The following is a 26,879-nucleotide window of genomic DNA, read 5'->3' on the forward strand; positions in this document are numbered from 1 at the left end:
ACGACCGGTCAACCGGGCGCTGACAAGAAGGGGGAGGCGATCGGATGCCACACGCCGAAATAGCTGGCGTGGAGGCGACGCCGCGGACCCGCCTGCGCTGGTGGACCGAGCTGCCGCTGATACTGCTGGTCTACGCCTGCTACTCGGCGGGCCGGCTGCTCGCCCGGGGCGATGTCTCGCACGCCGTCGACCACGGCCTGGCGATCCTGGACATCGAAAAGGCCCTGCACCTGAACGCGGAGCACCCGCTCAACCGCCTCTTCACGCGCGAGCCCTGGATCGGCGTCCCGGCGGACTTCTGGTACGCGTCGCTGCACTACCTGATCACGCCCGTGCTGCTGGTCTGGATCTTCAGGTCCCGCACCGTGCACTACCGCGCGGCCCGCACCTGGCTGATGACGTCTACCTTCATAGGCCTGATCGGCTTCACCCTGCTGCCCACCTGCCCGCCCCGGCTGCTCGCCGGGAGCTACGGCTTCGTGGACACGATGGCGCAGTACAGCTCGTACGGCTGGTGGGGCGGCGAGGCGAGCGCGCCCAAGGGTCTCGGCGGCATGACGAACCAGTACGCGGCCATGCCGAGCCTGCACGTCGGCTGGGCCCTGTGGTGCGGAGTGATGCTGTGGCGGTACGGCGGGACGCGCCTCACGAAGGTCGCGGCCGTCGCCTACCCCCTGATCACGACGATCGTGGTGATGGGCACCGCCAACCACTACTTCCTCGACGCGGTGGCGGGCGCCGCCGTCATGGGCGCCGGGCTGCTGCTGACGCCGTACGTCATGCGGACCGCGGACCGGGTCCGGGCACGCTTCGGGACGGTGGCCGCACCCGTCGCGACCGCCTCCGTCGGCACGGTCACGACGACGGCCGGTGCCATGGTCCCGAGCCGCGCCGGTGCCACGGTCACGAGCGGCTCTGCCGACGCTTCTTCCTCAATTGTCAGTGGCGGATGCCAGACTTCCGCGGGTGAGCGAATTCCACGGCAGCGCGAGTCCCGGTTCGGATCCGGAGCCGAGCCGAGTGCCTCTCCCCAGGACGCGGGGGACGGCGCTCCGGCACCGGCTCGCTGAGCTGCGCGGTCCCGAAGTCCCGGCCAAGGCGCTGGACGCGCGCGCCCTGGCCGCCCTCGCCGCCAACCCCGGCTGCAAGCGCAGAGCGATCCTGGACGGCGCCGGGGTGAACAAGGCCGCACTGGCGAGCGCGCTCGGCTCGCCGGCGGTCTTCGGGCAGTCACAGTTCGCCTTCACGCGCGGCAACGCCTTCGAGGCCAAGGTCAAGGCGGACGGCGGCGCGGAGCTGCTGCGCCTGGTCCACGAGAAGCTGGACCGCGCTGCCGAACCGCCCGCCCACGCACGCGTGCCCGAGCTCGTGGCCTCCGGCCCCGAGGGCCGCACGGCCCGTACGGCACTGGCGCTGCGCGAGGCCACCGAGGCACGCGGCGAGTGGACGCTGCTCGACCACCCCATGCTCGCGCTGGACGTCGCCGGGTCGCCCGCCTTCCTGGAGCCGGACGCGGTCGTCGTGCACCCGGACGGCAGCTGGACGGTCGTGGAGATCAAGTCCTTCCCGATGCTGGACGGTTCCGCGGACCCGGCGAAGGTGGGCGCGGCCGCACGGCAGGCGGCGGTGTACGTGATGGCGCTGGAGCAGATCGCCGCCCGTCTCGGCGCGGAGCCGGGGGGCGGGGCCGAGACCGCGGAGGCCCGGAGGCAGAGCGCCTCGAACAGCGCTCCCGCCCCCCGCGTACGCCACCGGATCCTGCTCGTCTGCCCGAAGGACTTCTCCAACCTCCCCACCGCGTCGGCCGTCGACGTCCGCAAGCAGCGCGCGGTGACCTCCCGCCAGCTGGCCCGCCTCACCCGCATCGAGGACATCGCCGACACGCTCCCGGCCGGCACCTGCTTCTCACCCGAGTTGCCCGAGGCCGACCTGACGGCTGCCGTCGAGTCGGTCCCGGCGACTTACGCGCCCGAGTGCCTGTCCGCCTGCGAGCTGGCCTTCCATTGCCGCGCCCGTTCGCGCGCGGCCGGCGCGGTGACGTCGCTGGGCCGTTCGGTGCGGGCCGAGCTGGGCGGCCTGACGACGGTCGAGGACGTCCTGTCGGCGGCCCGCGGCGAGTCCGGCGACCCGGACGACCCGGCGGTGGCGGCCCTGCGCAGGGCCGCGCGGCTGCGCGCCGAGGCCCTCGGCCGGGACGCCCGGGACCTCGGTCGGGATACCGGTGCCTTCGGCGAGGAGGCGGTGGCCGCGTGTCACTGATCTCCACCCTCGCCCGCCTCGAAGCCGTCAGCACGGGCCGCGCCCAGCCCGCCGCCACCGTCCGCCACCGGCGCCTGTCCGAGCGGCCCCTGGTCTTCGTGCCCCTGACCACCGCCGGTGAGGCCGGCGCCCCGCTCGGCGCGCTCGTCGGCACGGACCGGGACGCCCCGCACCTGCTGGTGGTACCGCAGCCGCGCGACCGGGACCTCAGGTTCGCCTTCCTGTCCGAGCTGGCGGACGTCGTCCTGCCGTACATCGATGCCTTCGCCGAGGACGTCGAGGCCGCCGAGCGGGGCGAGACCGATCCGGAGACCGGCAAGCGGGTCAAGGTCGAGGTCGAACTGTGCGCGGACGCCCCGCAGTTGATCGTGCCGAGCCGCGCGGGCGTCGACTTCGTACGACTCCTCGGCCGCTCCATGCGCTTCAGGCGTACGGCGGAACAGGACCCGGAGACCCCCTATCCCGCGCCCCCGCGCGTGCCGCTGCTCGGCCGCTGGCTGACCCACTTCGGCGAGCGGGCCCGGGTGCCGGGCTCCTCGCTGCTGCTGGCCATGACCGACGTTCTGGCCCGGCACTGGGCGACCGGGCAGTCCACGCTGGAGGACCAGCACCTGGGCGCGCTGCTGGCGTGGATCGCCCCGCCGCAGGGTGAGACAGGCGCTGAGGCGGCACTGCGCGCGGAACTCGCGCGGGACCGCGACGGCCAACTGCTGTGCCCGCCCGCCGGTCCCGCCACCGACCCGGCCTTCGACAACAAGCTGCTCGCCCCCGCCATCGAGCGCTACGACCGCGCGCGTACGGCCCTCGCCGCCGCCGAGGACGGGCTGGAGGCCGACGACCGGCTCGGGGACCTGACCGGCGCCGAGCGGGAGATCCGCGCCCTCGTCGAGAGTCGGACCAGGCCCACCTGGGACGCGGTGTGGCGGGGCCTCGACCTGGTGCGGGAGCTGCCCGAGGCCGGGCGGGTCGAGGAGCGGTGGACCCGGGACCGCTGGTCGTTCACCGGCCACCGCGACCGCGTCGTGGCCGGCGAGCCACCGCAGCCGCGCCGCGACGACGCGGTCACCGCCGCCAACAAGCTCGCTGCGCGCGAGCGCGAACAGGCCCGGCTGGAGGCGCAGGAGGCGCTCGACGACCCGCTGGTGATGGCGGGGCGGCGGCTGGCCGGGGAGGCGTTCGCGGGCGAGGTCACCGATGTCGTCATGGCGTACAGCGAGGGCAAGCGCCCGAGTCCACGCCCCCTGGTCACCGTTCGCACGGATGACCGGCCGCATTTGGGCGAGCGCGCCAAGGTGTTCCGGTCGCTGGGTGGGAAGCCTCAATCGGCGGAGTTCGTCGGCTATGAAGGGGACTTCGGGGATGACGGAGCGCTGATGGTGCTGCGGGTGCTGGACAAGATGGGCCGCGGCAAGGAGCCGGAGGAGGGGTCGGTGCCGGAGAAGGGCGACCTGGTCTGCTTCACGCTGTTCGAGCACGAGCAGCGCGGCGGCGCGAAGCTGCCCGACCCGGAGGAGACGCCGTGGACGCACGGGGGGCCGCCCGGGGAGCAGGTGTCCGAGGCCGCCGATCCGCTGACCCAGGAGGACGTGCTGTGACGGTTGTGTTCGACCCCGGCGCCGCGGCGACCGAGGCCACCGACGCGATCCTCCACGACACGCTGCACGGCACCGCGCGCGGTGTCGTCGTCGACTCCCCGCCCGGCGCCGGCAAGTCCACGCTCGTCGTCCGCGCGGCACTCGAACTCGCCGACGCCGGGCGCCCGCTGATGGTCGTCGCGCAGACCAACGCCCAGGTCGACGACCTGGTGCTCAGGCTCGCCGAGAAGAACCCCGAGCTGCCGGTGGGACGCCTGCACAGCAGCGACGCCGACCCGTACGACAAGGCGCTGGACGACCTGCCGAACGTACGCAAGTCGGCGAAGGCCGGCGACCTGAGCGGCCTGGCGGTCGTCATCTCGACGGCGGCCAAGTGGGCGCACGTCAAGGTCGACGAGCCCTGGCGGCACGCGATCGTCGACGAGGCGTACCAGATGCGCTCGGACTCGCTGCTCGCGGTGGCCGGCCTCTTCGAACGGGCCCTGTTCGTCGGCGACCCGGGTCAGCTGGACCCGTTCTCCATCGTCGGCAGCGAGCAGTGGGCGGGCCTGTCGTACGACCCCTCCGGGTCCGCCGTGACGACTCTTCTGGCCCACAATCCGGAACTGCCCCAGCACCGCCTGCCGGTCTCCTGGCGCCTCCCGGCGTCGGCCGCACCTCTGGTCTCCGACGCCTTCTACCCCTACACGCCCTTCCGCAGCGGCACGGACCACGGCGACCGCAGCCTGGCCTTCGCGGTCCCGTCGGACGGCTCGGGCCCGGACCGGGTGATCGACGAGGCGGCTCAGTCGGGCTGGGGACTGCTGGAGCTGCCCGCCCGGCACACCCCGCGCACGGATCCCGAGGCGGTACGGGCGGTCGCGACGGTCGTGCGGCGCCTCCTGGACCGGGGCGGCGCGGCGACGTCGGAACGCTCGCCGGATGCCGCGCCCCTCACCTCCGACCGGATCGCGGTCGGCACGGCCCACCGGGACCAGGCGGCGGCGGTCCGGGCGGCACTGACCGAGCTGGGGGTGACGGACGTCACCGTGGACACGGCGAATCGCCTCCAGGGCCGTGAGTACGACGTGACCGTGGTCCTCCACCCCCTCTCCGGCCGCCCCGACGCCACCGCCTTCCACCTGGAAACGGGCCGCCTGTGCGTCCTCGCCTCCCGCCACCGCCACGCGTGCATCGTGGTGTGCCGGGCAGGGGTGAGCGAACTGCTGGACGACTATCCGTCGACGGAGCCGGTGCAACTGGGGACGGTGGTGAAGTTTCCTGATGGGTGGGAGGCGAACCATGCGGTGCTGGCGCGACTCGCCGAGCATCGAGTGGCGTGGCGGCCATGAGCGAAACGGCACCCACACCACCGGGCCCGAACCGCAATGCCGCCCCTGCTCCGGACGGAGTCCGGCACGCCGCCGGAGGCGGCCAGATGAATACAGCCCTGATGGGTGGGAGGCGAACCATGCGGTGCCGGCGCGACTCGCCGAGCATCGAGTGGCGTGGCGGCCCGGGTAGAACCCGGCGACCGTCCCTCTGACCTGCGTCCCGGTGCCCACTTGCGTGGGCGCGGGACAATGGACGGTGGGCCGGTCCGCTGGGGATGCCTCCGCTCGCGGGGGAGGGGGACGGTGACCTACGAGATCGGTGACGTACGAGGAGGACAAGACATGGCGGAGCCCACGCCGCGTCGGAACGAACCGCGGCTACGCCCCGCGCCCCTGCTCTTCGAGCCCGCGCAGGCGGCTTCCGATCCGGAGCACTTCTTCGACCTGGAGTCGATCGACGACCCGCGGGCGCTGCTGGCGCGGGCGACCGAGCTGACGCAGGCGTTCCGGGCGGCGACGGACCGTGCGATGGAGTTCCAGGCCATCGCGGCGGCCCAGCTGGCGGATCCCCGGCGCTTCGACCGGCTGACGCCCGCCGACATCGCCGCGCAGGCCGAGTGGACCGAGGACTACGCCAAGAAGATGGTGGAGTTCGGCAGGGATCTGATGCGGGGGGTCGAGGGACCGGGGCACGTCGACCCGGTGTGACCGACGGGACGGACGGGACGGGTGGGACCGATCCCCGCGTGCCCCCATGGCATATGCCAGGCGGGCGGGCAAGATACGCCCTGCCACCCCGCCCTGTCCCGGTTTCCGGGAACTCTTGGGAACGAAGCGCTCACCGTCGGTAGATGTATCTGCCATGAGCAGCACAAGCAACGCCCCGTTCTCGCCCGCCTCCCTCACCGCGGACGGCGCCGCCTGGCTCGCTTCCGCAGAACCGTATCCGCGCAGCACCCGGGCGCTCTGGGACGAGCAACCGACGGCCCCCGTGGTCCTGGGCTGCGGTTCCGTCTTCGACATCGTGAGCGCACCCGCGATCTTCGGGCGACGCATGGTCGACCAGCTCTGGGAGGAAGGCCCGGGATCGGGGCCGGTGGCGATGCTCCGGGGCCGGATGCTGCTGTTCGCCGCGCCCGGCACGGCCCAGCGGCTGCCCTCGCTGCTGCGGTGGGAGGAACTCGGCCGTGTGGGCGACGTCCCACCGCTCCTGTGTCACGGCACCGGAGACGCGGTGACCGTCCCGGGCGGCTCCGCCGCCGACACCCCCTCCGGTGCCCGCTGGCTGGTCGCCCCCGACACCCGTAATCCCTGGTTACCGGGCCCCGAGGTACTGCTCTGGGCGGCCGTGCGGGCGGCTCGCGCTGCCGTTCGGATATCGATTTTTCCCCACCCCGATCAGGGTGCTAAGGTCTACGACGTCAGCAGGCGCCGCTAGCTCAGTTGGTTAGAGCAGCTGACTCTTAATCAGCGGGTCCGGGGTTCGAGTCCCTGGCGGCGCACAGACAGTGAAGGCTCCTCGCCAGTGCGGGGAGCCTTCGCCATTGAAGAGGGATCTCCCGGTCTCGCAGGGGCGGCTGGGGGTCCGGGGGTTATCCCCCGGGGAATGCAGCATCGGCGGGTCCGGGGTTCGAGTCCCTGGCGGCGCACAGACAGTGAAAGCCCCTCGCGGAAGCGAGGGGCTTTTCGCATGTCCCCGGCGCACAACCCGCTCTCCGGGCGCACAACCGGTCGGCCCGGCACACAACCGGCCCACGGCACGTACCGCTACCGCCCCGGCACACCACCAGGCACCAGGCGTGCCCGTACCACCCCGGCGCACACCCGGCCCGCCGCGCGACCCCGCACTCGGCGCACGCGCTACCTGACCGCCGTGATCTTCACCGTCCACGCCCCCGCAGCCGTCCGTCCCTCCACGTCCACCCGCACACCCTCCTCCCGCACCGTGAAGCTCTCGCCGAGCCCCACCGGCGCGTCCGCGAGCGGTGGATACACGGACTCCTCCCAGCAGGCCTCACTGTGCGGATGGGCGTCGATCACCTCGACCGGCCCACCCCCGGACTCGGTCTCGCTGCGCACCCGGTACACCAGGACCCCCTGCCGGCAGCCCTGCACGTCGCTGCCCACCGAGCCGCGTACCTCGAAGGCGAGGGCGCTCTCCGGCCCGGTGGGGACGACGGCGAGCTTGATGCCGCGACCCAGCCCGAAGCCCGGGACGGCGGCGCCGGACGAACTGCCGTAGGAACCGCCGTACGCCCCTTCGTACGCCCCGTACGTACCGACCGCTTCGTACGGGCCGGGCGCCCCGGCCGCCCCCGTCTGCGCCGGGACCCCCGGCCCCGCCGACAGCGGCTCCAGCGTCAGCCGCGTGGAGCCGGAGCCCTGCCCCTGCACGCACACCACCTGCCGCGACTCCAGCCACCCCAGCTTCCACTTGTGCCAGCCGAACAGATCCGGCGCCATGCCGAACTGGCTGCCCATCAGGTCCCAGTCGCCGACGTAGGTGTCCCAGTCGCCCTTGCCGTCCACCGGGCGGTGGTACAGATCCGGCAGGTCGAAGACATGGCCGGTCTCGTGGGCGAGGACCAGCCGGTCCGGCGGATGGTTCTCGAACACCGTGACGACGCGCCGGATGTCGGTGCCGTCGGCCCGCAGCGGGGTGTCCAGGTTGACGACCTTCGTGGCGTCGGAGTCGACGCCGGGCGCGTCCGGGTCGGCGACGAAGTAGACGATGTCGTAGCGGGAGAAGTCCACCGCCCGGTCCGCCACGGCGAGCGCGTCACGCAGATAGGCGGCCCGGTCGGTGACGCGCCAGTCACGCTGTATGGCGTACGCCGTCGACGGGCGCGGCATGCGGAGCCAGTGCCGGAGCGGATGCGGGCGCAGGGTGAATCTGCCGTAGGAAGCGCGTTCGAAGAAGCGGGTGGTGGCCGGGAAGTGGTCGGCCGTCAGTTCGGCGGGTGTCGTCAGGGGTGCCGAGTCCGGGAAGGACAGGAACACCATGACGGCGTCGAGTTCGCTGGTCGGGCGCGGATAGGCGGCGTTCCAGGTGTCCAGGCCCTCGGAGTGGTGGGCCGCGGTGCGCTTGAGGGCACACGGGGCGGGGTCGAACGGTTCGGCGACCGAGGGGCCGGCGAACAGGGAGGTCGCGGCGAGAGCGGACATCGTGGTGAACACCGCGGCGGTGCTGCGCAGTCGGGGCCGGTCCCGCAGCAGGCCCATCCCACGGAGCAGGGGGAACTGACGCGGCACGTGGACCTCCGGGAGCGGTTCGCGGGACACCGCACCCAGCCTGTGTCGGATTGTCGTACTACGTCCTGTTCAGCTGCACCAGACGGGTGAGAGGGACGAGGGATCGTCAGAACCGACACCCCCGAATCGCTCACGGAACGTCACAACTGGTCGGGGGGTCTAAGAAGCCGTCCACGTGCGGGCAGAAACGATCTGTCAGAAGCGCGCGTCACGCGGGAACACTGAACAGTAGGTGGAAGGCCCTCGGGCCAGCCTCTATGATCGGCACACTTTCCTGACACTTTCCTGCACGGACACGGCCCGGTGGCCGCCCCCAGGGCTCGACTTCGCTCGAGCAGGGGGGCACACCCTCCACCCGGTCGGCCATTCCGATGAGACCCATCCGAAGAACGAGTGCACTGCGGGAGCGAGCGGTGAGCGGAACGTCCGAAGGGCCGACGCCCGCGGCAGACCTCATCGGGGCAGCCGTGACAGAGAGTAATCAACAGCCTTCCCCCGGTACGGCGGCGCCGCCCCACCCCGCCGCCTCAGCCGCCTTCAGCGCCGCCCCCCTGGCCATGGCCGTGGTCGACCGCGAGGGCCTGGTGACCGGCGCCAACCCGTCCTTCGCCGACCTGCTCGGCACAACCCCCGAGGACCTGCCCGGGGCGGTCGCCGCCGATCTGGTGGACCTGGCCTCCGACGCCCGCACCTGGCACACCTACCGCGAGGTACTGCGCGGCCGGCAGGCCGAACTGAGCTGCACGCGCCGAATCAAGCACCCGGACGGAAGCTCCCTGTGGGCGCAGGTCACGGTCGCGCCCCTGCCCGGTGCGGAGCCCGGCGGCGTCCTGCTGTCCGTCGCCGACATCAGCTCCCAGCGTGAACTCCAGGCGCGGCTGCGGCACTTGCAGATGCACGACCTGGTGACCCGGCTGCCCAACCGCACCCTGTTCTTCGAACGGCTGACGGCCGCGCTGGAGGTGGAGTCGTACGACGAGAGCGGCACCACCGGCCGAATCGGTCTGTGCTACCTGGACCTTGACGGTTTCAAGGCGATCAACGACACCCTCGGCCACCGGGTCGGCGACAAGCTGCTGGCCGCCGTCGCCGAGCGGCTCACGCACTGCGCCGAGGAGGCGGGACACACCAGGACGATCCCACCGCTGGTGGCCCGGCTCGGCGGTGACGAATTCGCCCTGCTCGTCGAGGACTCCACGGGCACCGAGCAACTGGCCGACCTCGCCGAGTCGGTGCTCGAATCCCTGCGGGCCCCCTTCGACATCTCCGGTCGGCGCCTGTCGGTGTCCGCCTCGATCGGCGTCGTGGAACGCCACGCGGCCGGCACCACCCCGACCGCCCTGATGCAGGCCGCCGACACGACGCTGTACTGGGCGAAGGCCGACGGCAAGGACCGCTGGACGCTCTTCGACCCCGAACGCAACGCCCACCGCATGACCCGCCAGGCCCTCGCCTCCACGCTCCGGCCGGCCATCGAGCGCGGTGAGTTCGCCCTGGAGTACCAGCCGCTGGTGAGCATGGACGACGGCCGGCTGCGCGGTGTCGAGGCGCTTGTCCGCTGGAATCATCCTCAGTTCGGCGTACTGGCGCCGAATCGGTTCATCGGACTGGCCGAGGAGGACGGTTCGATCGTGCCGCTCGGCCGCTGGATCCTGGAGACCGCCTGCCGCCAGGGGCAGTCCTGGCAGCAGGCCCACCCCGACGACCCGCCGATCTTCGTGAGCGTGAACGTGGCCGTCCGCCAGGTCTGGGACTCCGACCTGGTCGCGGACGTGGCCCGGATCCTCGACGAGACGGGACTCGCCCCGCATCTGCTCCAGTTGGAGCTGACCGAGTCGGCTGTCATGGGCTCGGCGGGACGACCGCTCCAGGACCTCCAGGCCCTCAGCGACATGGGCGTACGCATCGCGATCGACGACTTCGGCACGGGCTACTCGAACCTCGCGTACCTCAGCCGGCTGCCGGTCTCCGTCCTGAAGCTGGACGGCTCCTTCGTACGGGGCTTCCAGTACGAGAGCGACAACAGCGCGGCCGTTCCCCCGAACCCGGCCGACGAGGTCGTGGTCGAGGCGATGATCCAACTGGCCCACCGGCTGGGCCTGACGGTCACCGCGGAGTGCGTGGAGACGCTGGCGCAGGCCTCACGACTGCAGCGGATCGGCTGCGACACCGGCCAGGGGTGGCTTTACTCGCGGCCGGTGTCGCCGGATCGTATCTCCGAGTTGCTGGGCGTGCGGGTGTGACGGACCGGGTCAGGCTCCCGGCAACCCGTAGGCATCCGCGATGAGTTCGTACGAGCGCAGGCGTACGTCCATGCCGGGCGCGTTGCTCGTGATCATCAACTCGTCCGCGCCGGTGCGCTTTTGGAGGTCGTCGAGGCCGGAGCGGACCTCGTCGGGGGTGCCGTGGATGACGTTGGCGTTCCAGGAGTCGGCGAACTCGCGCTCCATCGGGGTGAATTCGTAGGCCTCGGCCTCTTCCGGCGCCGGGATGAGGCCGGGGCGGCCGGTGCGCAGGCGGACCATGCCGAGGGCGGCGGCCTCGACCTGGCGGCGGGCCTCCTTCTCCTCGTCGGTGGCGAGCGCGGAGACGCCGATGAGGGCGTACGGGCGGTCGAGTACGGCCGAGGGCCGGAAGGACTCGCGGTACAGGTCCAGGGCCGGGATGGTGTTCCGGGCCGAGAAGTGGTGCGCGAAGGCGAAGGGCAGGCCGAGGACGGCGGCGAGGCGGGCGCTGAAGCCGGAGGAGCCGAGCAGCCAGATCGGGGGGCGGTGCGGGGACTGGACGCCGCCGGGTGACGTCGCCTGGACGGGGCCGGGAACGGCGTGGATGCGGCGGTAGGGGTGGCGGTCCGGGAAGTCGTCGTCGAGGAAGCGGGTGAGCTCCGCGAGCTGCTCGGGGAAGTCGTCGGCGCCCTCGTTCAGGTGGTCCGTGCGGCGCAGGGCGGCCGCCGTGGCGCCGTCCGTGCCGGGGGCCCGGCCCAGGCCGAGGTCGATGCGTCCGGGGGCCAGGGCCTCCAGGGTTCCGAACTGCTCCGCGATGATCAGCGGGGCGTGGTTCGGCAGCATCACGCCGCCTGAGCCGAGGCGGATGCGGGTGGTGTGGGCGGCCAGGTGGGCGAGGATCACCGCGGGGGAGGACGAGGCCACGCCCGGCATGGAGTGGTGTTCGGCGACCCAGTAGCGGTGGAAGCCCCGGGCCTCCGCGAGGCGGGACAGCTCGACGCTGGTGCGGAGGGCTTCGGTGGCCGTGTGGCCGGAGCTGACCGTGACCAGGTCCAGTACGGAGAGGGGTACCGGGGCGGTGCCTTGTGCTGTGCCCCGGATCTCGTCTGCCGGGCCCCGGGTCTCGTCTGCCGCCACGCGTGCCTCCTGCGGTTGTGCCGTGCGGTGTCCGTCCGGCGTTAACAGGAGGGTGACTCCGGTTTATTCCCGGCCCCTGTCCCCCGCCCCTGTTCCCCCGCCCCCGTCCCTGGGGGCGGAACCCCCGGGGACGGTGACCGAAGAGGCGGCGCTATGCCTGGACGATCGGCTCCCTGGTGAACAGCTCGCCCAGGGCCGGGGCGTTCACGCGGCGGTCCGTGAGGCGCAGGGCCTCCCAGACCGTGACCTGGTTGGCGGTGAGCACCGGCTTGGAGAGGTGCTGCTCCAGGGCCGGGATGTGGGAGGCGGTGTGGAGGGCCGTGTCCGGGAGGAGGACCGCCTCGGCGTCCGGGTGGTCGGCCTCCTTCGCCAGGGCGAACACCTCCTTCTCGCCCCAGGTGCCGACCTCCGCAGCCGTGATGATGCCGGACCCTCGGACCGACACCACCTCCACCTCCGCGGCGCGCAGGAAGTCCGAGAAGAGACCCGCCACGTCGTCGGGGTACGTCGCGCCGATCGCCACCCGCCGCACCCCGAGCTCGCGTACCGCGTGCGCGAAGGCGAAGGACGTCGACGACGCCGGCATGCCCGCCGCGACGGCCAGGGTGCGCACCTGCTCGTGGGCGCCCTCCCAGCCGTAGACGAAGCTGCCGCTCGTGCACGCCCACACAACCGCCTCGGCGCCCGTCAGCCGCAGCGCCTCCACGCCCGCCGCGAGCCGCTCGGCCGAGCCCATCCGCAGCAGCGCGTCCACCCGGTGCGCGTCCTCGCCGATGTCGGTGTGCACCAGGTCGAGCCGGATGTCGCTGCCGATCAACTGCTCGATGCGTGGATAGTCGTCCTCGGCGGAATGGCCCGGGTAGAGGAATCCGAGTGCCGTCATGTCAGCCTTCCTGCTGCTTGCTGCTCCTATTGCTGTTCCTGCTCTGGTACATCCGGTACTTCCGGAAGTGCCGCACCGCCACGCGCCGCCGGATCGATCAGCGCCTGATACGGCCCCACCGCTCGGGTACCCAGTCGGCGCAGTGCAGCCCACATGGTCACCTGGTTGGCCGAGAGCACCGGGATGCGCAGCTCCGCCTCCAGCTGGGGGATCACGTCGTACGTCGGGAGGTTGGTGCAGCTGATGAAGAGGGCGTCGGCGGCACGGCGTACGGCCTGGCGGGCCATGTCGGCCACATCGCGGTACGGCACCTTCCAGATGTGCCGGGTCAGGCCCATGAACGCGCACCCCGTGACCACGGTCCCGGCCTCCGCCACGTACTCCTCCAGCGCCCGCGTCACCGACACGGTGTACGGCGTCACGAGCGCCACCCGCCGCACGCCGAGCTCGGACAGTGCCTCCAGGAGCGCGCCGGACGTGGTGATGGCCGGCACCGCGCCCGCCCGGGTCATCGCCTCGCACATCGCCCGCTCGCCCGCGATGCCGCCGACGAAACTGCCGGAGGTGCAGGCGTAGGCGATGACCTCGGGGGCAATCGCGTTCAGGGTGCGCACGCCCTCGTTCAGCGTCTCGTGCTCGCTGACCAGACGGGCCAGGTCGAGACTGACCTCGACCGGGACGAACGGTGTTCGGGTCAGGTGCAGCGAGACCTCGTCCGGCACCCAGCGCCAGAGTTCCCGGTCCAGCGCGAAGTCGAAGGGGGCGACGACTCCGACCCCGCGCTGGGGTCGAGGTCCGCCGAGGAAGGAGATGTCCAGGGAGCTCATTGCAGGCACCGCCCTCACTACGAGAAACAGGTGAGCAACGGACCGTACGCACGCCCGTGTTGACGAAGGTAGGTTCGGGTGCGAGCGTGGTCAAACCTCGCATGTCAGACGGCCATCCGATGCAGCAGAACTCCGAGAATCGCCCCGCAAACCCCGGAGAGACGACCCCGTATGACGGCACCCACCCCCGGTCCGACACCCGCCTCCGACCCCCGCTCCGGCACCCCGCCGACACTTCTCGTCCTCGACGCCGAGCCCCTCCCCCGCCTCGGCCGCCTCACCGGTCGCGCCCGTGTCGAGCACGCGGACGAGTCGACCCTCGCCGAGCGGCTGCCGCACGCCGACGTGCTGCTGGTCTGGGACTTCAGCTCCCACGCCGTACGGCACGCGTGGCCGGGTGAGGGACCCCGGCCGCGCTGGGTGCACACGGCCAGCGCGGGAGTGGACCATCTGATGTGCCCGGAGCTCACCGAGTCCGACACCCTGGTCACCAACGCGCGCGGAATCTTCGACCAGCCGATCGCCGAGTACGTCGCCGCGCTGGTGCTGGCGATGGCGAAGGACCTGCCCAGAACCCTGGAGCTGCAGGCCGCCCGGGAGTGGCGGCACCGGGAGGGGCAGCGGGTCGCCGGCACGCGCGCCTGCGTGGTCGGAACCGGCCCCATCGGCCGTGCGATCGCCCGCACGCTCAAGGCCCTCGACATCACGACCGCGCTGGTCGGCCGGACCCCGCGCACCGGCATCCACGGCCCCGACGACCTCGACCGGCTGATCGCCCGCGCCGACTGGGTGATCGCGGCCGCGCCGCTCACCGACCGAACGCACGGCATGTTCGACGCCCGCCGCTTCGGCGTCATGCAGCCCTCCGCCCGGTTCATCAACGTCGGGCGCGGGCAGCTGGTGGTGGAGGACGCGCTGGCCGAGGCCCTGGCCAAGCGCTGGATCGCGGGGGCCGCGCTCGACGTGTTCGAGCACGAACCCCTCACCCCCGAGAGCCCGTTGTGGCAGGTCCCGAACCTGATCGTCTCGCCGCACATGAGCGGGGACACGATCGGCTGGCGGGATGAACTCGGAGTTCAGTTCGTGGAGTTGTACGAGCGCTGGGAGGCGGGCAGACCGCTGCTGAACGTGGTCGACAAGCAGCGCGGGTACGTACCCGGACGCTGATGTCTACGGCTGGAGGGCGACGCATGACGGATCTCACCGAACTGACCGCCGTACAACTCCTCGACGGCTACCGCAAAGGAGAGTTCAGCCCCGTCGACGCCACCCGCGCGACCCTGGAGCGGGCCGAACGGATCCAGCCGGAGGTCAATGCCTTCGTGCGCCTGACCGCCGAGGAGGCCCTCGCGCAGGCCGGCGCGTCGGCGGACCGCTGGCGGCGCGGCGAACCGGCCGGGCTGCTCGACGGGGTTCCGGTCACCGTGAAGGACATCCTGCTGATGCGCGGCGGACCGACGCTGAAGGGCTCGAAAACCATCTCCGAGACGGGCAGTTGGGACGAGGACGCCCCCTCCGTGGCCCGGCTGCGCGCGCACGGCGCCGTCTTCCTCGGCAAGACGACGACCCCCGAGTTCGGCTGGAAGGGCGTCACCGACTCACCCCGGTCCGGCGTCACCCGCAACCCGTACGACCCGACCCGCACCGCGGGCGGTTCCAGCGGCGGCGCGGCGGCGGCCGTGGCGCTCGGCGCGGGGCCGCTCGCGCTGGGCACGGACGGGGGCGGCAGTGTCCGTATCCCGGCGGCGTTCTGCGGCATCTTCGGCCTGAAACCGACGTACGGCCGCGTTCCGCTGTACCCGGCGAGCGCCTTCGGCACCCTGGCGCACGTCGGCCCGATGACCCGCGACGCGGCCGACGCGGCCCTGCTCCTGGACGTCATCGGCACGCCCGACTCCCGCGACTGGTCGGCCCTGCCGTCGGCGCCGGGTTCGTTCGTGTCGGGCCTGGCCGGCGGTGTGCACGGGCTGCGCGTCGCCTACTCGCCCTCCCTCGGCGGCCAGGTGGCGGTGCGCCCGGCGGTCGCGGCGGCGGTACGGCAGGCGGTGCAGCGGCTGGCGGGGCTGGGCGCGTTCGTCGAGGAGACCGACCCCGACTTCACCGACCCGGTGGACGCCTTCCACACGCTGTGGTTCACCGGGGCCGCCCGGGTGACCCAGCATCTGGGGCCGCACCAGCGGGAGTTGCTCGACCCGGGCCTCCGGGAGGTCTGCGACACGGGCGCCCGCCTGTCCGCGCTCGACTATCTGGCCGCGGTGGACGTCCGTATGGAACTGGGCCGCCGCATGGGCCACTTCCACGACACCTACGACCTCCTCGTCACCCCGACCCTCCCGCTCACGGCCTTCGAGGCGGGCGCCGAGGTCCCGAAAGGCTCGGGGCATCGCAGGTGGACGGGCTGGACGCCGTTCACGTACCCCTTCAACCTGACCCAGCAGCCGGCGGCCACCGTCCCTGTCGGCACCGACGGGGACGGCCTGCCGATCGGCCTGCAACTCGTGGCCGCCCGGCACCGGGACGATCTGGTGCTACGGGCGGCTCACGCGCTGTACGAGACCGGTTGGGCCGGGCTCACACCCTCCGGGAACTGACCGTCGTACCGGTGTCGATCACTTCGAGGGGCGCGCCCGGGCGACGCGTCACTCGAGCCGCCGAAACCTCAGCGACTCTCCGAGCGCTCCCGCCCGCCACAGGTCGTTGCAGCCCTGGGCCAGCTCTTCCAGGCCCTCCACGATCTGGCCCCAGACGATGCCGGGCACCCAGCCCACGTCGCCGTTCAGGAGCAGGTTGTTGCGCTCGTAGAACAGGGCCAGGTCGACCACCGTCGTGCCGGGGCGGACCTCACGGTCGTAGCCGTAGGACTTGGTGCCCAGTTCCGTTCCGGCGAAGGCGAAATAGCACAGATCGCCTGGAATTGGGGTGACGGTCGGGTTTTCCAGCGGCGGCTCCGTTTCCGCGAAGGGCGGGAAGAGGGCGTAGATCTCGTTGCGGGCGTACTTGGCGTGGTAGACGTCCCCGGCCAGGGGCAGGGCGTCCCAGACGGCCGCGCAGGTGAGCGGGGCGCGATCGTCCAGGAGCTTTGCGGTGCAGTGGATGCCCCGCTTGACCAGCGACACCTCGATGAACCGTTCAGTCATGCATTCCAGGGTGCATACATCGCATGGTCTCGGGTAGCCGCGCCGCCATGGCTCCACCTATGGAACATGTCCGAACACAAGTCGAACACAGATCTGGGACCACACGCCGGTCGCTGCTCGCGGGGGTGGCGGCGCTCGGCGCGCTGGGTGCGGCGGGCTGCTCGCGTGTGGCAACGGCCTCCACCAAGGAAGGCGGCGAGCTGCTCGACCGGCTGCGCGCCGCCGGTGTCGTACGGCTCGGAATCGCGGGTGAGATTCCCTTCGGGTACATCGACAAGAACGGTGAACTCACCGGTGAGGCCCCCGAGCTGGCGAGGGTCATATTCAAGCGGCTCGGCGTGGACCGGGTGCAGCCCGTGCCCACCGAGTTCGGGTCGCTGATCCCCGGACTGAACTCCCAGCAGTTCGACGCGGTCGCCGCCGGGATGTACGTCAATCCCGAGCGCTGTGAACAGGTCATCTTCTCCGACCCCGACTATCAGATGCTCGACTCCTTCATCGTGCGCAAGGGCAACCCGAAGGGGCTGCACAACTACAAGGACGTCGTCGAGAAGAAGGCCAAGTTCGCCACCGGGACCGGCTATGCCGAGATCCAGTACGCCGTCGAGGCGGGGTACAAGGAGAGCGACATCCTCATCGTCCCGGACCAGGTCGCGGGGCTGAACGCGGTCGAGGCAGGACGCGTGGACGTCTTCGCCGGTACGGCGCTGACCACCCGTGAGGTCGTCAAGAAGTCGGCCAAGGCGGAGTCCACCAAGGCCTTCGCACCCCTCGTCGGCGGCAAACCGCACGTCGACGGCGGGGCGTTCGCGTTCCGGCAGACCGAGACCGCGCTGCGGGACGCCTTCAACGTCGAGCTGCACAAGCTGAAGAAGAGCGGCGAACTGTTCCGCATCCTCAAGCCCTTCGGCTTCACCGAGGCAGAGATGACCGACCTCACCGCGAAGGAGCTGTGCGGCGGAGGGAAGAGCGGATGACCTCGGGACTCTGGGAACTCGTACTCCAAGGAATCTGGATCACCGTCCAGCTGCTGGTGCTGAGCACACTGGTGGCAACGGCGGTCGCCTTCGGGGTCGGCATGGCCCGCACGCACCGGCTGTGGATAGTCCGCTTCCTCGCGGGCGTCTACACCGAGGTGTTCCGCGGGACCTCCGCCCTGATCATGATCTTCTGGGTGTTCTTCGTGCTGCCGGTCGCGTTCGGCTGGCAGTTGGTGCCCCTGTGGGCGGGCACGCTGGCACTCGGGCTGACCTACGGGGCGTACGGTGCCGAGATCGTGCGCGGCGCCCTCAACTCCGTCGATCCGGCACAGCGTGAGGGCGGCATCGCGCTCAGCTTCACGCCGTGGCAGCGGATGCGGCTGATCCTGCTGCCGCAGGCGGTGCCGGAGATGATCCCCTCGTTCAACAACCTGCTGGTGGAACTGCTCAAGGGCACCGCGCTGGTGTCCGTCATGGGCATGGGCGACCTGGCCTTCAGCGCCAACCTGGTGCGCCTCGCGCTCCAGGAGAGCGCGGAGATCTACACGTATGTCCTGGTGATCTACTTCGTCATCGCCTTCCTGCTCACGCGGGGCATGCGCGGACTGGAGCGCAAGCTCAAGGCCGGTGTCGGCAAGTCCGTCGGGCGCACGCCCGACCAGGAGCTGCACCGTCCTGAAACGACCGGCGTCGGCGCGGGAGGTGCTCTCTGATGACCTGGGACTGGGGCGCTGTCGCCGACTTCATGCCGCGTTTCTGGGACGGACTGCTGCTCACCCTGCAGATCCTGGCCCTCGGCTCGCTGATCTCGTTCGCGCTGGGTCTGGTGTGGGCGCTGCTGATGCGCGCACCGAGCCGCTTTGTGCGCTGGCCGGTCGGGGCGGTCACGGAGTTCATCCGCAACACCCCGCTGCTGGTGCAGCTGTTCTTCCTCTTCTACGTGCTGCCCGAGTGGGGCATCACCGCCTCGGCGCTGACCACCGGCGTCTTCGCGATCGGGCTGCACTACTCGACGTACACGATGCAGGTCTACCGGGCCGGCATCGAGGCGGTGCCCGTCGGCCAGTGGGAGGCCGCGACGGCACTGAACCTGCCGGTGACCAGGACGTGGCGGGTGGTGATCCTCCCGCAGGCGATCCGCCGGGTCGTGCCGGCACTCGGCAACTACGTCATCGCGATGCTCAAGGACACACCCATCCTGATGACGATCACGGTCATGGAGATGCTCGGCCAGGCGCGGCTGTTCGCGCAGGACACCTTCCAGTTCACCGAGCCCCTGACGGTCATCGGTGTGGCCTTCATCTTCATCGCCTACCCGGCCTCCCTTCTCGTACGAGCCCTGGAGCGACGCCTTGTCCGCTGACACCCCTCTGATGAAAGATCCCGACGCGAGCGCCAACCCGCCGGTGGACGGCAGCGAACTGATCCACTTCGACCACGTCACCAAGCGCTTCGGGTCCAACACGGTCCTCGACGGCCTCGACTTCTCGGTCGAGTCCGGCAAGCACGTCACCCTGATCGGCCCGTCCGGCTCCGGCAAGACGACGATCCTGCGGCTGCTGATGACCCTGCTCAAGCCGGACGAGGGCAGCATCACGGTGGCCGGGGACAAGCTCTTCCCGGCGCCGGAGAAGCAGGTCCGCGAGGTCCGCAAGAAGATCGGGATGGTGTTCCAGCAGTTCAACCTCTTCCCGAACATGACCGTGCTGCGGAACATCACCGAGGCTCCGGTCACCGTCCTCGGTCTGCCCAAGGACGAGGCGGAGGCGCGCGCCCGCGAGCTGCTCGACCTGGTCGGCCTCGCCGACAAGTGCGACGCCCGCCCGACCCAGCTGTCCGGCGGCCAGCAGCAGCGGGTGGCGATCGCGCGGGCACTGGCGATGCGGCCGCAGATCCTGCTGCTCGACGAGGTGACCTCCGCGCTGGACCCGGAGCTGGTCGCAGGCGTCCTCGACGTGCTGCGGGACATCGCCCGCACCACCGACATCACCATGCTCTGCGTGACCCACGAGATGAATTTCGCCCGGGACATCTCGGACCAGGTCCTGATGTTCGACTCCGGCCGGGTGATCGAGTCCGGTAGCCCGGAGAAGATCTTCAACGACCCGGAGAACGACCGCACGAGGGAGTTCCTCAGCGCTGTGCTGTGACTTCGGGACCTGCCCATGACGTGGGCATATGTCAGAGTGCTGGTACCGCAGTTGAGGGCGTCGCAATCTCGTCAACAACCGCTCACTACAAGCCTCTTGCCCGTTATCGTGAAGGAGATTGGCTGACACGAACCCGGCCCAATGAGAAGCGACGTGCGACCGCAGGGGGAACCGTGGCGCTGCAGCACGAGCCGACGACGCCGTACCACTCGGCCCAGGACGCCCTGCGCGTCCTGGAGACCGTGGCGCGGCACAGCACCGGAGTCACCGACGTCGAGCTCGCGCGGCACACGGGCATCGACCCCGAGCGCCTGCCCGGCCTCCTGCTGATGCTGCGCCGCGAGGGCTACGTCGAGCAGGTCGCCGACGGGGCGTACGTCACGGGCGAGGCCCTGGCCCGCCTCGGCGCCGCGCAGGGCCGCGAGCAGGCCCTGCGCGAGAACCTCCAGCGCACCCTCGACCGGCTGCGCGACTCCGTCGGCGCCGCCGTCTACATCAGCCGGTACGTCGACGGCGAGATCAAGATCGACCAGTACGCGGCGGGGCCGGCCACCCCCGTGGTCAACGAGTGGGTCGACTTCCGCTTCTCCGCCCACGCCACCGCGATCGGCAAGAGCCTGCTCGGACAGCTCGACCACAACGGCCGGCGCGATCACCTCTCCCGCCACAAGATGGCCCGTCTCACCTCGCGCACCATCACCAGCGACCGGGTCCTGCTCTCCCGCCTGGAGTCCCAGCCGCCGACGGTCCCCCACCTCGACCTCCAGGAGTACGCGGTGGGCACGGTGTGCGCGGCGGTCCCGATCACGGCCGGATCGTCGGTGGGCTGCCTGGCCCTGTCGCTCCCGCTCGAGCACGCCCACCGACTGCGCCAGGCGGCGGACGCGCTGAACCGGAACGCGGCGCCGGTGCTGCTCTCCCTGGCGATCTAGGCCTCGCGGGCCCGGTGATCCGGGGGCGCTCAGGGTGGTCAGAAGCACCCCCGCGGACCGGGTAGTATTTTCTCCGTCGCCAGCCGCGAGAGCACAGTGAACGCGGTCGGCGCGAGTCATGCGCCGCTAGCTCAGTTGGTTAGAGCAGCTGACTCTTAATCAGCGGGTCCGGGGTTCGAGTCCCTGGCGGCGCACCGGTGAAGGGCCTCTCGTGGGAGCGGGAGGCCCTTCGGCGTCTTCCAGTCTGCGATACGTCTGCTCTCCGGTCGGCCGCCACCACACCGGGTCGGCGCACCGTACGCCTTCCCTCCGCAGCCCCGCCCGGTGAATCTTGTTCGTGGCCGTGACCGGCATCCGCTCCACCACCCGCACGAACCGGGGCGCCATCTTGGTCCCGAGATCGGGCTGAGCGGCCAGGAAGTCCGCGAAGGCCTCCGGATCGAAGGTCCCGGCGATCGTCGCCATCACCTGGTCCCCGGTCACCGGATCGGGCACGGCGTACACGGCGACGGCCACCGCCCCCTCGTACCGCGCGAGGATGTCCTCGATCATCGCGGCGGCCAGGTTCTCGCCGTCGACGCGGATCCGGTCGTCCGTGCGGCCGGCGAAGTAGAGATAGCCGTCACGGTCCCGGTAGAAGAGATCACCGGTCCAGTACCAGCCGTCCCGCCGCCGCTCGGCCTCCGCCTCGGGATTGCGCCAGTACCCCTCGAAGGGGTTCGGCCCCCGGTTCACCAGCTCCCCTATCGCATCCTCGCCGTTCAGCAGCCGCCCGGCCGGATCGAAGACCGCGGGCGGGCACTCCTTCCGCGTCTCCGAGTCCAGTACGACGAGTCCGGGCCCCGCCCGACCCACCGACCCCCGGGGAGTCCCGGGCGCCCACGGGATCGCGGCCCCGCCCTCGGAGGAGCCGTAGCCCTCGACCAGCCGCACCCCGAATCGCCGCTCGAAAGCCACCGCGTCCTGCGCCCCCGCCTCCGTCCCGAAGCCGAGCCGCAGCGGATTGTCCCGGTCGTCGGGGTGCGGCTCGGTGGCGAGGAGGTACTGGATCGCCCGGCCGACGTAGGTGAAGTACGTCGCCCCGTACGCCCGTACGTCCGCCAGGAACCCGGACGCCGAGAACCGCCGGCGCAGCGCCACGCCGGCGCCGGCCGCGAGGGCGGGCGCCCAGTCGGCGATCACCGCGTTGCCGTGGAACATCGGCATGCAGACGTAGTGCACGTCGTCGGGCCGGACGCGGAACTGCTCGGCCAGTGAACGTCCGGCGGCGGCCAGCCGTCCCTGGCTGCAGATCGCGGCCTTGGGGGCGCCGGTCGATCCGGACGTGAAGTAGAGCAGGAGCCGGTCGTGCGGGGCGGCACGGGAGGCGTCGGGCCGCGCGTCGGCGTACGGGGCGAGCAGGGCCTCGTACTCCGCCGAGTCGGTCAGCAGCAGGCGCAGGCCGGGCAGGTCGAGGCCGGTCAGGAGGGGCAGGTGGGCCCGCTCGGTGATCAGTACCCGGCACTCCGTGTGCAGGATGTCGCGGGCGAGCTCGGCGCCGCGGCGGGTGGGGTTGATCCCGGCGACGGCGGCCCCCGCGAGCGCGGCCGCGCTCAGCCACAGGGGGTACTCGGGGGTGTTGTCGAGCAGCACCCCGATGTGCGGCTCGACTCCGGGCGGCAGCAGGTCGGCCAGCAGTGCCGCCCGGACGGCGGCCCCGGCCGCCATCTCGTGCTGCGTGAGCATCCCGCCCTCGAACCACAGCCCCGGCCGGTGGTCGCCCCACCGCGCCGCCACGAGCTCCGCGACCGTGCGTCCCGTAGTGGACTCCATGGCCGCGCACGATAGTTGATGGATCGTCAGATATGGAGCATCAGAAGGCGCCCATCGGGTCCATGCCCGAGGACATGTCCGAGTAGGAGGACATGAAACCGACGCAGAACAGCACGACCACCCCGAGGAACACGAGGATGCCGACGGTGGCCGCCGCCTGCCTGGCGTGCCCCGGCGCATGGGCCGTGGCCACCACCTGCTCGCCCTCGGCGTAGTGGACGGTGACGAGGTCGCCCTCGACCCGCGTGCCCGGCCCGCCCTCCTCCTCGAACCGGACGAGGCGGCCGTCGCGTGCGACGAACTCGTACACGTGGTGCAGGGTGGTGCGCACGGACGTGCTGCCGTGGCCGCCGCTCACGGTCGTGTACGACCGCAGACAGCGTGCCTGCGCGGTCAGTCCGCTGTTCCACGCACTGCGCATCTGCAGTGAGCGGTGGACCACCCGGTAGGCCACGAAGAAGGCCACGGCCATGACGAGGCCGGGTATGACGTAGAAGATCGCGTCCATGGTTCGTCCCCCCGAGATCGGCGCGCCGACCCCGATCGGCCGGCGTGGGAGTGATCTACCCACGCCGGCCGGGGCGCTGACTCAAGAGAACCTCAGAACGTGACGTCCGAGCAGGCGTAGAACGCGTTGCTCGTGTCGGCGATCGTCCACACCGCGAGGATGACGTGGTGGCCGCTCAGCCCGGACGGCAGCCTGCCACTGTGCGAGAGCGTGGACGGCGGCCGCTGCCCGTTGTACGGGACCGTGAAGAACGGCGTGAGGTTGAGGTCGGAGCGGGACAGGTTGTGGTTCTGGTTCCAGCCCGGCTTGGTGACGTAGTACCGGAAGTCGGTCGTGGCATGCATGGCCGTGAACTGCCAGCGGAAGGTGTAGTTCTGACCGCCGGTCACCTTGGTGGTGGGCCAGGCGCCGCCCGACGGCGTCTTCGGCGCACTGAGCTGACTGAACTGGCCCAGCCCGCCGTTGCATATCGACCCGTCGGCCGGACCGGAGCCCGGGAAGCCCTTGGGGCCCTCGACGCTCTGCGGCTCCCACTGGATGGAGCCGCAGTTGGTCACGGTGCCGTTCTGACAGAGCTTCTGACGGCTGATGGGGAGGTCGGTGTAGCCGTGGCCGGACGCGCCCCCGGCGGAGAGCACGAGGGCTCCGGCCGTGGTGAGTCCGAGTACGGCGGCGGACAGCTTGGTCTTTCTGCGCATGCTGCTGCTCCTGGGAACGTGGGGGAAGTTCGGCGAGCTTGCAGGTCTAGACCAAGTCTCAGATTATTGCTGACTGTTGAACATGTCCATACCAATCGACGAACATGTTCGACGTGCCGTCAGGTGCACGCCGTGGGAATCGCGCCGTCAGACGGCCGTCTCCCCCCGCCCCGAACAGAACGCCACCGTCAAGTCCTTGACCAGCGCCTTGCGTTCGTAGTCGTCGAGGTCCACCAGGCCCCGCATGGTCAGCGTCGTCACCGTGTCCTCCACCGAGTCGACGACCGAGGTGAGCATGGTCGCCCGGGCCTGCGCGTCCAGGGCGGCGATACGGCGGCGGTGCATGGCGGCGGCGACCTCGGGGGCGTACTCCACCCGCACCGGCCGCACCGAGAACACCTCCAGCCCGACCATGCCCGCGTCCCGCGCGACCGTCCGGGTCAACGCGTCCGCGGTCATCTCGGCGGACCCCCGCGTGGCACCCGGCATCTCCACCGGCACCCGGGCGAGCGCCGCCTCGACGCACTCGCGCAAGTAGAGCTCGTGGTCCTCCACCCCGAGCGCCGCCTTCGCAGTGTCCTTCACCCGCCACACCACCAGGACGACCACCCGCAGCGCCACCCCGTTGCCGTCCGCCGCCTGCATCGCCTCACTGCGCCAGTGCCGCAGCCGTACGTCGACCCGGCGGCGCAGCAGCAGCGGGTTGACCCACAGCAGGCCGGTGCGCCGGACCGTCCCCTGATAGCGGCCGAACAACCCGAGCACCCAGGCCCGCCCGGTACGCCCCCGCGCGAGCCCGCCCAGGCCTACGCACCCAAGAGCTCCGGCCCCCGCGTACGCCGCCCACTGCGCCGGCCCCAGCCCCGCTCCCGCGGACGCCGGCAACCGCAGCGCCTCCACCGCCAGCTGCGGCAGCACTCCGGCCCACCACGAGGTGGCCAGGCACCCGGCCGCCCCGAAGGCACCGGCGAGCACCCCCGCCGCCCCGGGCAGCACCCGCGCGGGCCGCTCCACCAGGTCGGGGTCGACCTCCGGAGCGGGACGCGGCTTCGACTGCATCGGGCGGCGCAGCCGCGGCTGCTCCCCCGTGCCCTGCCGGCGCGCCACGACCGTCGGTCTCAGCGGCACCGACACCGGGCCCGCCTCGTCGCGGAACAGCAGATGGACGGGGATCTCGGTGGTCACCTCGTTGTGGATCAACCGCGCGGGCCGGGCGGGTACGTCGGCCGGCCCCTCGAGCCCCGCGAGCCCCTCGGGTTCGGGCGTATGAGAAGTGGTCGTGGCCATGGGTGCCTCCAGCCTCCGCGCCAGATGCGTCACAACAGTGGTTGTCGGATTGCGGCGTTACGAGAAGAGCCGCCGCCAGGTCTCCGGCCCCGGAAGGCCGTCCGCCGCGCCGCCCCGCCAGCCCTGAGCACGCTGGAAGGCCTCGACGCCCCGCCGGTCCGCCTCGCCCCAGCGCGGTCCCGGCCCGTTCTTGTAGTGCTTGCCGAACCCCTTCTTCACCAGCTGTCTGCCGAGCCGGGTTACGTACTCGTTGTCGGCGCCCGGCCGGAACATCGCCCGCCCGGGATAGCCCGGCACCCCGTGCGACGCCGGCTGCGCGGGCCCGGCCGCGCCCACCGCCCCGCCCGGCACGTCCTTGCCCTTGCCCGTCACCAGCAGCAGCCACGTCCGCGGCCCCGGCAGCCCGTCCGCTTCCTGGCCCCGCCAGCCCTGCGCCTGCTGGAAGGCCTGCGTGGCCCTGCGGTCCGCGTCCGTCCAGCGCGAACGGGGACCGGAGGGGTGGTGCCGGCCGGCGCCGCGCTCGACGAGGAGGCGGCCCAGCCGGTCGACGTGCTTGTTGTTGGCCCCTGGGCCGAAATACGCCCGCCCCGGGTACGCCGTCGCGCTCCGCGGGGCTCCGGGGTTGGGGGTGGCCGGCTTGGGGGTGGCCGGCTTGGGGGTGGTGTCCGGCTCGGGGGTGGTGGGCTCAGCCATGGCCGGCTCGGTGGTGTCCTGCTTCCCGGTGGCCGGCTCGGTGGTGGTGGCCGGCTTCGCGGTCTCCTGCTTCCCGATGGCCGGCTCGGTGGTGGTAGCCGGCTTCGCGGTCTCCTGCTTCCCGATGGCCGGCTCGGTGGTGGTAGCCGGCTTCGCAGTCTCCTGCTTCCCGATGGCCGGCTCGGTGGTGGTAGCCGGCTTCGCGGTCTCCTGCTTCCCGATGGCCGGCTCGGTGGTGGTAGCCGGCTTCGCGGTCTCCTGCTTCCCGATGGCCGGCTCGGTGGTGGTGGCCGGCTTCGCGGTCTCCTGCTTCCCGGTGGCCGGTTCCGTAGCCGTCGTGGCGCTCTTGAGCCCCTTGTAGCGGTAGGGCACATAGCGGTCGGAATGGCTCGAGTAGGCGTACGGGGTGGTCTTCCGGCGGGCGTGCGGCGGTGTCGACTCGTAGGCGACGTAGTAGGTGTGGGTGTGGTCCGTCCAGCCGCCGAAAATGACGACGTGCGAGCCTTTCTCAGGGTTCGCCGGATTGTGGAACAGCAGAATGTCGCCGGGCTGCAGGTCCTTCTTGGTGATGCGTACGCCGTACTCGTGGAGGCTGCCGGTCCATTCGTTTCCGGGCAGGTTCCAGGCCATCGAGACGAAGCCCGAGCAGTCCTGCCGGTATCCGTCCGACCAGTACTTGGACATGCTGTACGGAACCTTCGCGGCGACCCATTTCTTGGCCCGCGTGATGATCTCCGCGCGGGTGGTCGCGGGCGTCTTGACCGGGCCGGCCGGTGTGACCGGCTGCCCGCCCGGGCCGTGCAGCGGGGCCCGGCCTCCTTGGGGGGTATTGGGCTCGTCACCTGCGGGAACGCCCGGACGATCGGTGACGTGGGGGGCGGCGAGGGCCGGGGCCGTATGGCCTACGGCGAGGGTCGTGGAGGCGGCTGCGGCGAGGATCAGCGCCCGGTGGGCGGCCGGGTGGCGGCCGGTCGTGGAATGTGGCAGAACGCGTCTCCAGTGAACGCATCCCGGGCAGTCGCAGTCACTCGCAGGGTCGAATTCCTCGAATACCGGAGTCCGAGTCTCCATGCGATTCCCCTCACACTCCAGGTGGATATCTCCGCGGCAGTACACCCCGCCAGTCTCACAACTGTCTTCCGGACTCGCATGTTGACGGTCCGAATGGTTTACGCCCGCCCCGGAGCCCCC

The 26,879-nt window shown here is 71.4% G+C and carries 24 protein-coding genes and 2 tRNA genes; 16 read left to right on the top strand and 10 right to left on the bottom strand.

The window, feature by feature from the left end:
* The first annotated feature begins 44 nt into the window (after positions 1 to 44).
* From AB5J55_RS15500 to AB5J55_RS15530, 7 genes are all read left to right on the top strand, one after another.
* A complete protein-coding gene (locus tag AB5J55_RS15500; RefSeq protein WP_369271248.1) occupies positions 45 to 1,070 on the top strand; it encodes a phosphatase PAP2 family protein in 1,026 nt (341 codons plus the stop codon).
* Positions 1,021 to 2,259, top strand: a complete 1,239-nt coding sequence (locus AB5J55_RS15505; RefSeq protein WP_369271249.1) for a hypothetical protein — start codon at positions 1,021 to 1,023, stop codon at positions 2,257 to 2,259. Before AB5J55_RS15500 ends, AB5J55_RS15505 begins: the two co-directional genes overlap by 50 nt.
* Positions 2,250 to 3,854 (top strand): hypothetical protein, encoded by a 1,605-nt coding sequence (locus AB5J55_RS15510; RefSeq protein WP_369271250.1) that lies wholly within the window; start codon positions 2,250 to 2,252, stop codon positions 3,852 to 3,854. Before AB5J55_RS15505 ends, AB5J55_RS15510 begins: the two co-directional genes overlap by 10 nt.
* Complete coding sequence (locus tag AB5J55_RS15515; RefSeq protein ID WP_369271251.1) at positions 3,851 to 5,185, top strand: AAA domain-containing protein; 1,335 nt, start codon at positions 3,851 to 3,853, stop codon at positions 5,183 to 5,185. Before AB5J55_RS15510 ends, AB5J55_RS15515 begins: the two co-directional genes overlap by 4 nt.
* 324 nt (positions 5,186 to 5,509) lie before the next feature.
* The gene (locus AB5J55_RS15520; RefSeq protein ID WP_369271252.1) at positions 5,510 to 5,875 is read left to right on the top strand and encodes a hypothetical protein; all 366 of its coding nucleotides are present in this window, start codon (positions 5,510 to 5,512) and stop codon (positions 5,873 to 5,875) included.
* Positions 5,876 to 6,029: 154 nt separating this feature from the next.
* Positions 6,030 to 6,605: a bifunctional DNA primase/polymerase gene (locus AB5J55_RS15525; RefSeq protein WP_369271253.1), complete on the top strand. Its 576-nt coding sequence runs from the start codon at positions 6,030 to 6,032 to the stop codon at positions 6,603 to 6,605.
* A tRNA-Lys gene (locus AB5J55_RS15530) sits at positions 6,596 to 6,669 on the top strand. The genes AB5J55_RS15525 and AB5J55_RS15530 overlap by 10 nt, the downstream gene beginning before the upstream one ends.
* A 358-nt stretch (positions 6,670 to 7,027) precedes the next feature.
* On the opposite strand, the gene AB5J55_RS15535 is transcribed toward AB5J55_RS15530, so the two are convergent.
* Complete coding sequence (locus AB5J55_RS15535) at positions 7,028 to 8,449, bottom strand: M6 family metalloprotease domain-containing protein (protein WP_369271254.1); 1,422 nt, start codon at positions 8,447 to 8,449, stop codon at positions 7,028 to 7,030.
* Positions 8,450 to 8,790: 341 nt separating this feature from the next.
* On the opposite strand from AB5J55_RS15535, the gene AB5J55_RS15540 reads away from it, so the two are divergent.
* Positions 8,791 to 10,662, top strand: coding sequence for a putative bifunctional diguanylate cyclase/phosphodiesterase (locus AB5J55_RS15540; protein ID WP_369271255.1), 1,872 nt, complete (start codon positions 8,791 to 8,793; stop codon positions 10,660 to 10,662).
* Positions 10,663 to 10,671: 9 nt separating this feature from the next.
* Here the strand turns inward: AB5J55_RS15540 and AB5J55_RS15545 are convergent, their stop codons facing one another.
* From AB5J55_RS15545 to AB5J55_RS15555, 3 genes are all read right to left on the bottom strand, one after another.
* On the bottom strand, positions 10,672 to 11,781 hold the full coding sequence (locus AB5J55_RS15545) for an LLM class flavin-dependent oxidoreductase (RefSeq protein ID WP_369271256.1): 1,110 nt from the start codon (positions 11,779 to 11,781) through the stop codon (positions 10,672 to 10,674).
* A 151-nt stretch (positions 11,782 to 11,932) separates the two neighbouring features.
* Positions 11,933 to 12,664, bottom strand: a complete 732-nt coding sequence (locus AB5J55_RS15550) for a decarboxylase (RefSeq protein WP_369271257.1) — start codon at positions 12,662 to 12,664, stop codon at positions 11,933 to 11,935.
* Positions 12,665 to 12,690: 26 nt separating this feature from the next.
* Complete coding sequence (locus tag AB5J55_RS15555) at positions 12,691 to 13,482, bottom strand: aspartate/glutamate racemase family protein (RefSeq protein WP_369276193.1); 792 nt, start codon at positions 13,480 to 13,482, stop codon at positions 12,691 to 12,693.
* Between the two features lie 180 nt (positions 13,483 to 13,662).
* Between AB5J55_RS15555 and AB5J55_RS15560 the strand changes: the two genes are divergently transcribed.
* Positions 13,663 to 14,658, top strand: a complete 996-nt coding sequence (locus AB5J55_RS15560) for a D-2-hydroxyacid dehydrogenase (protein WP_369271258.1) — start codon at positions 13,663 to 13,665, stop codon at positions 14,656 to 14,658.
* Positions 14,659 to 14,681: 23 nt separating this feature from the next.
* Complete coding sequence (locus tag AB5J55_RS15565; RefSeq protein ID WP_369271259.1) at positions 14,682 to 16,082, top strand: amidase; 1,401 nt, start codon at positions 14,682 to 14,684, stop codon at positions 16,080 to 16,082.
* 48 nt (positions 16,083 to 16,130) lie between these two features.
* Here the strand turns inward: AB5J55_RS15565 and AB5J55_RS15570 are convergent, their stop codons facing one another.
* On the bottom strand, positions 16,131 to 16,628 hold the full coding sequence (locus tag AB5J55_RS15570) for a DUF3830 family protein (protein WP_369271260.1): 498 nt from the start codon (positions 16,626 to 16,628) through the stop codon (positions 16,131 to 16,133).
* A gap of 47 nt (positions 16,629 to 16,675) precedes the next feature.
* Between AB5J55_RS15570 and ehuB the strand changes: the two genes are divergently transcribed.
* The 6 genes from ehuB (at position 16,676) to AB5J55_RS15600 (ending at position 20,884) form a co-directional block, all read left to right on the top strand.
* Positions 16,676 to 17,605: an ectoine/hydroxyectoine ABC transporter substrate-binding protein EhuB gene (gene ehuB, locus AB5J55_RS15575; protein ID WP_369271261.1), complete on the top strand. Its 930-nt coding sequence runs from the start codon at positions 16,676 to 16,678 to the stop codon at positions 17,603 to 17,605.
* Positions 17,602 to 18,321: an ectoine/hydroxyectoine ABC transporter permease subunit EhuC gene (gene ehuC, locus AB5J55_RS15580; protein WP_369271262.1), complete on the top strand. Its 720-nt coding sequence runs from the start codon at positions 17,602 to 17,604 to the stop codon at positions 18,319 to 18,321. Before ehuB ends, ehuC begins: the two co-directional genes overlap by 4 nt.
* Entirely contained in the window at positions 18,321 to 18,971 is a 651-nt protein-coding gene (gene ehuD, locus AB5J55_RS15585; protein WP_328881433.1) for an ectoine/hydroxyectoine ABC transporter permease subunit EhuD, read from the top strand. The genes ehuC and ehuD overlap by 1 nt, the downstream gene beginning before the upstream one ends.
* Before the next feature lie 10 nt (positions 18,972 to 18,981).
* A complete protein-coding gene (gene ehuA / locus AB5J55_RS15590) occupies positions 18,982 to 19,758 on the top strand; it encodes an ectoine/hydroxyectoine ABC transporter ATP-binding protein EhuA (RefSeq protein ID WP_369271263.1) in 777 nt (258 codons plus the stop codon).
* 173 nt (positions 19,759 to 19,931) lie between these two features.
* Complete coding sequence (locus AB5J55_RS15595; RefSeq protein WP_369271264.1) at positions 19,932 to 20,690, top strand: IclR family transcriptional regulator; 759 nt, start codon at positions 19,932 to 19,934, stop codon at positions 20,688 to 20,690.
* A gap of 120 nt (positions 20,691 to 20,810) precedes the next feature.
* Positions 20,811 to 20,884: transfer RNA gene (locus AB5J55_RS15600), tRNA-Lys, on the top strand.
* Here the strand turns inward: AB5J55_RS15600 and AB5J55_RS15605 are convergent.
* The 5 genes from AB5J55_RS15605 to AB5J55_RS15625 all read right to left on the bottom strand — a co-directional run bounded on the left by AB5J55_RS15605 (position 20,850) and on the right by AB5J55_RS15625 (position 26,759).
* Entirely contained in the window at positions 20,850 to 22,502 is a 1,653-nt protein-coding gene (locus AB5J55_RS15605; RefSeq protein ID WP_369271265.1) for an AMP-binding protein, read from the bottom strand. The genes AB5J55_RS15600 and AB5J55_RS15605 overlap by 35 nt on opposite strands.
* Positions 22,503 to 22,542: 40 nt before the next feature.
* Positions 22,543 to 23,010: a hypothetical protein gene (locus tag AB5J55_RS15610; protein WP_369271266.1), complete on the bottom strand. Its 468-nt coding sequence runs from the start codon at positions 23,008 to 23,010 to the stop codon at positions 22,543 to 22,545.
* Between the two features lie 92 nt (positions 23,011 to 23,102).
* Complete coding sequence (locus AB5J55_RS15615) at positions 23,103 to 23,708, bottom strand: lytic polysaccharide monooxygenase (protein WP_369271267.1); 606 nt, start codon at positions 23,706 to 23,708, stop codon at positions 23,103 to 23,105.
* A 147-nt stretch (positions 23,709 to 23,855) separates the two neighbouring features.
* Positions 23,856 to 24,995, bottom strand: coding sequence for an SPFH domain-containing protein (locus AB5J55_RS15620; protein ID WP_369271268.1), 1,140 nt, complete (start codon positions 24,993 to 24,995; stop codon positions 23,856 to 23,858).
* Positions 24,996 to 25,052: 57 nt separating this feature from the next.
* A complete protein-coding gene (locus AB5J55_RS15625) occupies positions 25,053 to 26,759 on the bottom strand; it encodes a peptidoglycan-binding protein (RefSeq protein WP_369271269.1) in 1,707 nt (568 codons plus the stop codon).
* Positions 26,760 to 26,879: the final 120 nt, after the last annotated feature.

Origin of the sequence: Streptomyces sp. R11 (assembly GCF_041051905.1) — a bacterium.
Lineage (GTDB): Bacteria > Actinomycetota > Actinomycetes > Streptomycetales > Streptomycetaceae > Streptomyces.